This is a genomic window from Polaromonas sp. UBA4122 (assembly GCA_002381615.1).
GTDB lineage: Bacteria > Pseudomonadota > Gammaproteobacteria > Burkholderiales > Burkholderiaceae_C > Polaromonas.
The window spans coordinates 1-5,504 of the sequence record DFWY01000032.1 but is presented as its reverse complement, the minus strand read 5'-3'; the positions used below and the strand labels follow the sequence as shown (position 1 = coordinate 5,504).

Below are 5,504 nucleotides of genomic sequence, written 5' to 3'. Positions count from 1 at the left end.
CACTTGCTCTGCGAGGTTTCGGGCGTGTCAATGATTAACGGGCGGGATCCGCCTCGGCAAGTCAAATTCAGTACGGAAATCCCTTAGACCTACATCAAGACTTTTTGCACGATGTGAGAATTTTTACAGGAATTTTTAGAACCCACACAATCTGTAGGTTCTCAGAATTACTGCAAAAACGACAGATGGTAAATCAATGACTTTTGCAGTGATTCTGCAAAAGCTAGTGCCAATTTTCTCAAAATCCTTGCAAAAATCCTAGCCACGTTATTTCAGTGGAAAAACATCCCAAACTTTGGGATGTGTTCATCCACCTTCCATTATGAGTAAATCCTACCGAAGATACTGGATTTTTTACCCTATTCTTTTGTTAGCGTCTTGGCTACCGCGTGAGTGTGGGAACTGAGCATGAGTACCTACCAGCAAGAGCAAAAGAAGTCACTCATCGTCATCATCGATCAGACCATCTTTCACTTCCGCATCAACAGCCTCGATCAGGAGGCTGATGATGCCGACTAGGTTGGTCAAATCACCTATGGTCAATTCAACCAACTTTCCAGCACTGTCCCGCCCGTTTCGATGCACGATGTCATGGCGGATCGTGATTGCCTGCTGAAGTGCTCCAAGGTGTTCTCGCGGGAACTCCACAGCCAAGACATCGCGGTATAGAGCTATGGTCTTTGTGAGGTCGTGAAACAGGGTCTGCTCGATCAAAGTCGCCACCTGTGCCTTCATACCGTCAACGGTTCGGAACACATCGGCGGTGGGAATCTTCTTCTCCCTGAGCTGCTGATTCGATTCAACGAACCTGCGAAGCAACGGCGGGCGATTCAGGACATTCTTTTTGATGGTGTCCGAAAGGTAGGACTCCATCGCAGTGATCATATTGGCATACAAGAGCCGTGTGAGCGAAGGGTTGTCATCCGCAAGAGCAAGAATGCCGTTCAGCTCGTTAAGTGCTGTTGTGAAGACTGCAAAGATGTTGGTGTGTGGCTGGCTGAACTCGACCAGGTCATCAAAGGCATCCGTCCAACCACCATGAACCAAGTCGGTCGCATCCAGCAGGCAAACATCGTCGTCTCCAACGACCTCCAGTACAGCACGGACGAAGGCTTCAGGCGACTTGCAAGGGAAGCAACCAAGGAAGGGGCCTGATTCGTCTGGGATGTACGGGGTCAAGTTGAGCATCCATTCAACAACAAGGCTTTCGTGCTTCGTCCGCTCCGGCGACCAATAGTCTTGCTTTAGGTTCCCATCAACTATGGCCTTGAGCCCTTCAAGCCATACCTCGAAGGTAGCTGACTTCAGCAACGGAATGTGCGCCCTGTAGTCTCCGTTCTGTTCATGCTCCCAATCTTCCAATGAAGCGAGGTATGACGCAATGCTTTCATTGAACTCCTTGCGGAGCTGAGCCATCGTCATGCCTTGAAGCTCGACCCTAGTCTTCATGACTTTGGCCGTGGTCTTGTAGAAATAGTGAAGCAGTTCACCATCAGCAAATTCCGCCTCGTCTAGCTTATGAACCTCGATCACATCATCCGAGTTCTCAGCCATACGTCCCAGCGTGCGATCTGACTTCTTGAAGTACCAAGTATTCAGGTGGTTCTTGGACTCATCAACGTCATATCCGGAGATGCTGAAGACTGCAAAGCTACCCATGGTCTGCCTTAGATGAAGTTCAATAGCAATCGACCAATTGAGTTGGTCATATCCCTTGCGAACAAGGCAAGCCATCGCTGCGAGTCGTCAGCAAAGTGAGCCTCGCTGAAGCCGTTCCTTGAGTTGGCAACCGCGTTAGTCAAGGTCGGGATGGCATTGACGATCTGCTCAGGATACTGGCCTTGAGCTTGAAGCTTCTTGGCTATGTCATCCTTCACGACCTTGCAGAGCGGCATGAGGTCTGACAACCCAGCTTGGTCAGGGATATGCTTGCGGATATATGTCTTGTACAAGCCCTCAAGGCATGTATAGGTCAATGTCGTGGCTCGGTTGTACTGGTGGGCATCGATGGCATGGTCGATGTCCTTGAGACTGTTGTTCAGTTTCTCCGAGTTCCAAAGGTCAACCGGAACAATGGTCGTTGGAACGGCCTTGCCGCCACCAAACACGATGTTCCTGATGGTGTCCGCTGCTTCCTTGTCGTGAGGCTCTATGCCATCAATGAAGATGCGGTAGAGCTGAAGCCGTTGGGGCTCAGGCAATGCCTGAATCATTTCCCAGTAGAAAGACTTGCGGGATGTGCTCTTGCCTCGGCTGTTTAACAATGGAATCAACTGGTCATAGCTTGGCGAACCCTGATCTACCTGCTGAACCATGCGGCAAAAACCCGGACCACTGCAATAGACGGGCGTGTCCCTTCTGTCCAAGACTGGGAACAAGTAGTTGTATGCAGCTATCCAGTTGACTTGTGTGCTCATGGTTTTTTCTTCAGTCCTCGCCCTTTGCGAAGCTCTTTTTGGCCTAGGTCTCCCCTGCCTCTTCACCCAGCTTGCGAAGGAAGGCCATCTTCTCAGAAAACTCGAACTCTTGAATCGCCCCTATTTAGCTGTTTACCAGCAAGCCTCACGGCTAGACGAAAGAAGGTACCACAATGCGGACACTCTTGAACTACCGCTTATGGCCGATGGCCGGTGCGCCGATGGCCGGTGCGCCGGTTCATCAAAACATCGCCTCATTTCCGACGATCGGGCTGCTGTAGAGGCCAAGGGCCGGTTTAGAGGAGGCAGATCGCAAATGGCTACTACCGGTCCCAGTCTTATGCTGACTGTGGCATTTCAGGGTTTTGGGGCGTTGTGCAATTGCGTTGGCTGGCGTTTTTGAATCGGAATGAATGGCAAAGTTGGGATCGGAATCGGTGGCTTGTTTGCATCGGATTGGGTGGCTTTTTTGACCGGAATATGCATTGTTGCGCTTGTGCATCACCGAGCAGGATGACAGCGGCAGGCCGCTACTCCTGGACGGCCTCTATGATGTAGCCGAATTGACCATGCGGATCACAGCAGAACAAAATCACTCGATTCTCCAAATATTCTCCATGAACTGATGCCAGGCACGGTAGCCCGCCATCAGCGCCCGCGCATCGGCCAGGGCATGGTGCGGGGGCCAGTCCTGTGTGTAGGTGTTGTTCTGTGCCCGCTCAAAGACCGGGTGAGTGATGCTGGAGTTCCCCAAGTGCAGCGGTTCCCCAAAATTGGCGGGCGGATTTCTGTAAGCACGGCCAAGGATGGCATCCGCCAGCAATATCCAATCACCCTCAAAGTCGTAAATGATGATGGCAGGTTCTGGCAACTGCTCGAACCACTCATGCAGGCGCTCCGTCAATTCAAGACGGCTACAGGCTGCGCCAGGCACGCTACCCAGCAATGGCAGTACGGTTTCCCGCACAAAATCACTGCACGCGTCCCGGTGATAGTCGGTGCGCTCGGCGTAGAACGAGCGGCCATCTTCAGCCACCAGTGCAATGCTGATTAGCTCGGCACGAACAAAATCCGTGAATTCGGTATCGAGGAAAACTAGCATGGTTCGGACTTTCCAGATTTGTACGGAGCAAGCTGACCAGCTTTGACATCTTCAATTGACTGCACGATCTCATGAATGAGTGGCGGAGGAAGTTCTGGATTTCCCCTGTGCGTGCACCAGGCACGGTAGCCCGCCATCAGCGCCCGCGCATCGGCCAGGGCATGGTGTGCGGGCCATTCTGGCGTGTAAACGGCATTCAAGGCCGTTTCAAAGGCCGGGTGAGTAATGGCGTAGCTGTCCAGGTACATTTGTTTGGCGAAATTACCGGGCGGCGTGCTATGGGGTCGGCCAAGCATTGCAACGGCCAGCAACAACCAATCTTTCTCGGAATCGAAAACAACAGTGGCTGGCTCTGGCAACTGCCCAAACCAATCTCGCACGCGGTCGGTCAGTTCTGTCCGGGTGCAGGCCGCACCCGGCACGCGGCCCAGCAACGGCAGCACGGTTTCCCGCACAAAATCACTGCATTGCGTCGTGTAATAGTCTGTTCGCTCGGCATAAAACTCGCGGCCATCTTCAGCCACCAGGCCAATGCTGATTAGGTCGGGCCTGACGAATGCGGTGAATTCGGTATCGAGGAAAACTAGCATGGCATTGACTTTCTGGAATCCATCCATGCCAGCCATCCCAGTCGGTAGGCCCTGGCGTCATTCAGGGCGTGGTGCTCAGGATGTCCCTTGGAAAAATAGGCTGTGAGCGTATTGTTGTAGCCGGAGGTGTCGATTAACGGGGCAAGGTCATGGCGCTGCGCTGCAAGGTTTGAAGGGCGGACGCCCAGCAGTCCCAGCAGAAAGCGCCAGTCGATGTCTGAGTCGCAAGCGGCTTGCACGCTGCGCGGGCGCGCGGCGAACCAGTCTTGCAGTGAAGCCCTTGCGGCGTCATGAGACAGGCTCGGGCCGGTCAAGAGCGGCACAACATGGCGTTGCACCCAAGGGTCACAATCGGCAAGCTCCCAGCCGTCAAGCTCGGCGTACCACTCCGCGCTGCCGTCTTCGGCCACCACCGCAAGCGATAGCAGTTTTCGGGCAGGGGCCGGATGCGACAGGCCGTTAAATTCGGTGTCAAGGAACACGAGCATAGTCAAGCCTGCGGTGTGCTTTTGGAACGTGCGTGCACCAGTGCCGCCGCCTTCACGTCGATGTATGCCGCCCGCAGCGCCAGTGCATCGGCTAGTGCATGGTGACGCTTGAGTCCGCGCCCGCCGCGTTGCCCCAGCGCCCGAAAACATTCCTCTGCCGCCAGCTCTCCGGTGATGGTGCCGGTGATTGGGTTGACGTTGACAGGAAGTACAACTTCGCGCACCTGGTCCCAAAGCCCGGAGTCCCGGATGGCGTATTCCATCAGTTCATAGTCAGTTGAATAGTCGAATGCGACCTCAACGTTCGTCCCTGACTCTGCTGCAAGTCCAAGCAGCCATTTACCCGTGCGGCGTCCCATCTCCCATTCAGTGCCGCTAGCACCGGGCACGAGACCCCACATATCGAAAATGCCGCTTTGCACGAAGGCGCTGGATGCCTTGGCGCGGGCTTTGCCGGCGTCGGTGGTGAGGTCTAGTTCGGCGTAGTGCTCCCGGCCATCGAGCGTAACGAGGCCGAGACTGAGCAACTCCGGGTTCAGGAGGTCGGTGAATTCGGTATCAAGAAAAACTAGCATGGTTCGGACTTTCCAAGGACTTCCAAGCGTGCCGCCAGCAGAGCCAGCACGACAGGATCTGAAAGCCCAGTCTCGCTATGGGTATGCACCAGCTTGTCCAGGTCGTCGGCGCCCCAGCCTTCCGGCTGGTCGTCAATGGCGACCCAATCAGTTAGCCCGGCGCGGCCGGCGTAGCGTTTTATTTGCTGGTAGCGCGTCGCTTCGTCCCACCAGGCAGAGAGACCGCGGAAGCCATCGCGCTTGAACGACATGGCGCTGTGCCAGGTAGAACCAACGACACGGGCACGCAATTCCCCCGGCAACCAGCGATGTTGGCGCCGACCGAAAATTGA

At 54.6% G+C, this 5,504-nt stretch carries 7 protein-coding genes; all 7 read right to left on the bottom strand.

All coding sequences use genetic code 11. From position 1 onward, the window contains the following. Positions 1-438: 438 nt before the first annotated feature. The gene (locus tag B3F77_RS04410; RefSeq protein ID WP_293603786.1) at positions 439-1,659 is read right to left on the bottom strand and encodes a HEPN/Toprim-associated domain-containing protein; all 1,221 of its coding nucleotides are present in this window, start codon (positions 1,657-1,659) and stop codon (positions 439-441) included. An 8-nt stretch (positions 1,660-1,667) separates the two neighbouring features. Continuing rightward, complete coding sequence (locus B3F77_RS04405; protein WP_293603785.1) at positions 1,668-2,417, bottom strand: hypothetical protein; 750 nt, start codon at positions 2,415-2,417, stop codon at positions 1,668-1,670. A 592-nt stretch (positions 2,418-3,009) separates the two neighbouring features. Next, the gene (locus tag B3F77_RS04400) at positions 3,010-3,519 is read right to left on the bottom strand and encodes a 3'-5' exoribonuclease (protein WP_293603784.1); all 510 of its coding nucleotides are present in this window, start codon (positions 3,517-3,519) and stop codon (positions 3,010-3,012) included. Beyond that, complete coding sequence (locus tag B3F77_RS04395; protein ID WP_293603783.1) at positions 3,513-4,109, bottom strand: 3'-5' exoribonuclease; 597 nt, start codon at positions 4,107-4,109, stop codon at positions 3,513-3,515. Before B3F77_RS04395 ends, B3F77_RS04400 begins: the two co-directional genes overlap by 7 nt. Then, complete coding sequence (locus B3F77_RS04390; RefSeq protein ID WP_293603782.1) at positions 4,103-4,597, bottom strand: hypothetical protein; 495 nt, start codon at positions 4,595-4,597, stop codon at positions 4,103-4,105. The genes B3F77_RS04395 and B3F77_RS04390 overlap by 7 nt, the downstream gene beginning before the upstream one ends. 2 nt (positions 4,598-4,599) lie before the next feature. Then, positions 4,600-5,172, bottom strand: coding sequence for a hypothetical protein (locus B3F77_RS04385; protein WP_293603781.1), 573 nt, complete (start codon positions 5,170-5,172; stop codon positions 4,600-4,602). Then, positions 5,166-5,504, bottom strand: a 339-nt coding sequence (locus B3F77_RS04380; protein WP_293603780.1) for an HAD domain-containing protein, incomplete at its 5' end; no start/stop codon positions are given. The genes B3F77_RS04380 and B3F77_RS04385, both read right to left, overlap by 7 nt.